This window comes from Rubritalea sp., assembly GCF_039830215.1.
GTDB lineage: Bacteria > Verrucomicrobiota > Verrucomicrobiia > Verrucomicrobiales > Akkermansiaceae > Rubritalea.
Genome location: NZ_JBDOPO010000071.1, coordinates 1 through 3,816, shown reverse-complemented (window position 1 = coordinate 3,816; position 3,816 = coordinate 1). Strand labels below are relative to the sequence as shown.

The 3,816-nt window shown below is 48.8% G+C and carries 5 protein-coding genes; 4 read left to right on the top strand and 1 reads right to left on the bottom strand.

The features are described from left to right. Positions 1-990, bottom strand: a 990-nt coding sequence (gpmI, locus tag ABGY95_RS02180; protein ID WP_347440042.1) for a 2,3-bisphosphoglycerate-independent phosphoglycerate mutase, incomplete at its 3' end; no start/stop codon positions are given. Positions 991-1,221: 231 nt separating this feature from the next. On the opposite strand from gpmI, the gene nagZ reads away from it, so the two are divergent. The 4 genes from nagZ to ABGY95_RS02160 all read left to right on the top strand — a co-directional run. After that, positions 1,222-2,319: a beta-N-acetylhexosaminidase gene (gene nagZ, locus ABGY95_RS02175; protein ID WP_347440041.1), complete on the top strand. Its 1,098-nt coding sequence runs from the start codon at positions 1,222-1,224 to the stop codon at positions 2,317-2,319. Positions 2,320-2,358: 39 nt separating this feature from the next. Further along, on the top strand, positions 2,359-2,784 hold the full coding sequence (mntR, locus tag ABGY95_RS02170; RefSeq protein WP_347440040.1) for a transcriptional regulator MntR: 426 nt from the start codon (positions 2,359-2,361) through the stop codon (positions 2,782-2,784). A gap of 9 nt (positions 2,785-2,793) precedes the next feature. Then, entirely contained in the window at positions 2,794-3,303 is a 510-nt protein-coding gene (locus ABGY95_RS02165) for an RNA methyltransferase (protein WP_347440039.1), read from the top strand. A gap of 219 nt (positions 3,304-3,522) precedes the next feature. Continuing rightward, a partial coding sequence (locus tag ABGY95_RS02160) for a hypothetical protein (protein WP_347440038.1) occupies positions 3,523-3,816 on the top strand: 294 nt, incomplete at its 3' end.

Genomic DNA, 3,816 nt, shown 5'->3' with positions numbered 1-3,816 from the left:
ACGAAGCTGGCTCAGGCCTGCATCGGCAACAACCTCACCTAACACATTCTTCATACTGCTCGATGGGTAGACTACAGCACAATCGAAATTCTCGTCGTACTGAGTGAGTGTGACAAAGTGTGGCTTCGGGTGGACTTCTTTATCAAAAGCGACAAATGCCTCGCCATTAAGAAATGCATTGCTGAGCTGACGCGCACGGTCGGCACGGAAATTGAACCAGAAGACCACGTCTTCATCAGTAATGCGTTGCTCATGAGCATCAGCTAGAATCATTGGCTTGATGAACTCGTCAGTCTCGTCCTTCTCATAGGCTGCAGCAACAGCTTCACTCGCAGATCCTTCGAATTTTTCACCTCTACCGAGCACAATAGCATCCCATGCTATTTTGTTGCGCTCCCATCGGGTGTCGCGATCCATAGCATAGTAGCGGCCGATAACCGTGACGATTTTAGCGCCCGTGCCTTCGATGTCTACTTCTAACTTTTTTAGGTAATCGATGCCACCACTTGGTGATGTGTCACGTCCGTCAGTGATAGCGTGGATTGAAATATTTTTAACCCCAGCCTTTGCAGCGGCTTTGACAAATGCGGCTAAGTGGTCTTGGTGGCTGTGCACTCCCCCATCGGAGACGAGTCCCATGAAGTGCATAGTTCCGCCCTTGGCTTTTTCAAACGCTTCCTTCATGGCATCTATATTAGGCATTTCCCCATCGTCGATAGATTTGTTGATACGTGTGAGGCTTTGGTAAACGATGCGTCCAGCACCTAGATTGAGGTGACCTACTTCGGAGTTACCCATTTGACCATCAGGGAGACCGACGTCCATTCCTGAGGCACTAACAAATCCCTTTGGATAGGTCTCGAGTATTTTATCGTGAAATGGAGTGTCTGCGAGAATCGTGGAGTTACCGTCCTGCTGAGCTGTTTCTTGTCCACCAGGGTTAACACCCCAGCCGTCACGAATAATAAGTACTACTGGTTTCTTGGCCATATGGTCGGCTTATACGGGCAAGTTATGCTGCTGGCAACTGGGAAGTGGGTAGCTAAGCTCGAATGAACAATTAATAAATAGGAATGAACCATTCTGGTTCTTTACTACCATGGAAAACATAAGGTGAGCTAGACTGTCTGAGGGAAGCTTTATGAACCTTACTACTGAAATTTAAAGTCTGAAAGCCAATAGCGACTTGCTAGTTGGAGTTTCCCCGGCCAACCTCGGCGCATGCATGGCCAACTGTTACTTTTAGGTATCAAAGGATACGAACTCTCTCCTAACGAGGTCCACTATCTGAGTAAAATCCAGCCTGGTGGTTTTATCTTATTTGGTCGCAATGTGCAGAGCCCGACTCAGGTGCGTGCATTGACGGACTCACTGCGAGACATATGCGAAATTGAGCCAATTATAGCGATCGATCAAGAAGGAGGCAGGGTTACGCGTACGAGAGAGATTGGCAACACACCTCCCTCCGCGGAACAACTGCGCATCTGTGGGAAACCAGACCTGATCGCATGGCATGGCATACAGACCGGACTTTTACTTACCCAGCTGGGAATCAACATGAATTTAGCACCCGTGTTAGACATCTGCTATGACACTGAGGCTGATAATGCTCTACGCGGCCGTTGCTATGGCCGTGATGCGCAAGAGGTGATCAATAATGCGGGCGTCTATAACCGCAATCTGATCCGAACCAAGGTTCATGGATGTGGTAAACATTTTCCATCTTGTGGACTTGCTGATGTGGACCCGCACCACAAACTTCCCGTGTCCGATAAATCAAAGGAGGAAATGATGCAGAGCGACCTCTTGCCCTACACAGCGCTCGGTGACGAACTCAGTGCTGTGCTCACTGGCCACACGCACTTTTCCCAGCTTGATCCAGACTCACCAGGCTTACCGGCGTCACTTTCTAGAAATGTTGTCACCAGACTACTGCGTGACCAACTTGGTTATAATGGAGTAGTGATGACTGACGACCTAGACATGGGCGCAATTATCAATACCTATGGCCGTGGCCCCGATGTGAAAATGGCTATCGACGCGGGTAACGACATGGCGATGATCTGCCACCAGACCGACACCGCCGAACAAGCACTGGCTTCCCTAAAAGAAATTTCCACCTACGCTATCGATGATTCACTCAAGCGTATTAGAAAACTGAAAAAAAAGTTACCCAAAACGATTATTTTCAGCCAAGAACGCTGGGATAAAATTAACGACGAAATCATGGAGCTTCGCATAGAGGCGCTCGGTGAAGAAGCGGCAAAAGACCAACGTGATACCGTCTCCAACTCCCGCAGCCCAGTCGAAGATTACTAATTTTTTTTCAATCTTAAATACCAAACCTTAAACCACTCTGTGTCTTCATCTAACCGCACCTCTGGCTCAGTAGCCATGGACGACTACCTCGAACAGATCCTTAATCTGATCGAGGAAAAAGGCTATGCTCGTCCGGTCGACATCTCAAAGAATCTCGGCATTTCTCAAGCGAGTGTCACCAACATGTTGCGAAAGCTCGACTCTGAGGGCTTGGTAAAACATGAGAAATACCGTGGCACCATTCTCACCGAGAAAGGCCGCACCATAGCGAATGCCATCATCACACGGCACGATACCCTAACCGAGTTCCTCCGTCTCTTCGATATAGATGAAGACACTATCTATGCCGATGTAGAGGGCATGGAGCACCACATTTCTAAAGCGACACTGGGGGTTATAACCGCACTGGTAGATGAACTGAAGTCAAACTCTGAGGTTCTCACCCGCTTGAAAAGTAACCTATAGCCACGCAGTATGAGTGATTCTAAAAAATTCGAGCACATCCGCCATAAACCTCCAGCAGAACTCACTACTGTTAGGCCACTGATCATTGCGCTCTCCCCTTTGAGGACACATGCGAATCTCTCAACTATTGTCCGCACTGCAGGTTGCCTGGGACTGACCGAAGTCATTGCCACCGGCAATGCTAAGATCAATCCGAAGATAGCCCGAGATGGGGCTGACAACGTGAATCTCACTTCTCGCCGCACATTGCTCCCCGCTCTCAAAAAGCTTAAATCTGAAGGATACCAGCTCGTAGGACTGGAGCAGACAACGAACTCGGTCGCGCTAGGAGAGTTTCAATTCCCACACAAGACAGTCCTGGTTGTCGGCTCCGAGCGCGAAGGTCTCAATCAGGAAACTCTGGATGTTCTCGACCACGTGGTAGAAATCCCAGTTTGGGGACTACCGTACAGCTATAATGTGGCGACAGCTACCAGCATTTGTCTTCACACCTACTGCGCGCAATTTCCTAAAGGTTGATAATCGCTTTTCTTGAGGCTAATGCAGCTTTCCATGGGCAGATTCGGTCTGAAGTTATGTTCATTCAATCTCGGTAATTTAGGCACTAATTCGGCCGTCATTTAAGAAATACGTAGTAATCCTTGGAGAATACTACTTCAGCACAGAAAGTCCCTTGCCTATCGGATGCAACGGGTGTAAGGAGACCTCGCCCAACCCTAATAATGCGGGCAGATAGCTATGCTTAAATGGATTCTCCAAAAAATCGTCGGTAACAAAAATCAGCGCGAGGTAAAGCGCATGAACCCAATCGTTGCCAAAATCAACGAAATCGAGGAGGCGCTTCAGACCGAACCTGAGGCCACGGTTCTAGCCAAAGTCACTGAGTGGCAGCGCCACCTTCATCGTTATTTGCCGCTTGATGCACCGACCAAGCGCACTATCGAAGCTATGGATAGCGAGGCTCTTTCCGGGTTTAGTGAAATCCTAGAAGCTCGCCTTGGTTCGCTTCGTGGCGACTACCCATCACTGCCG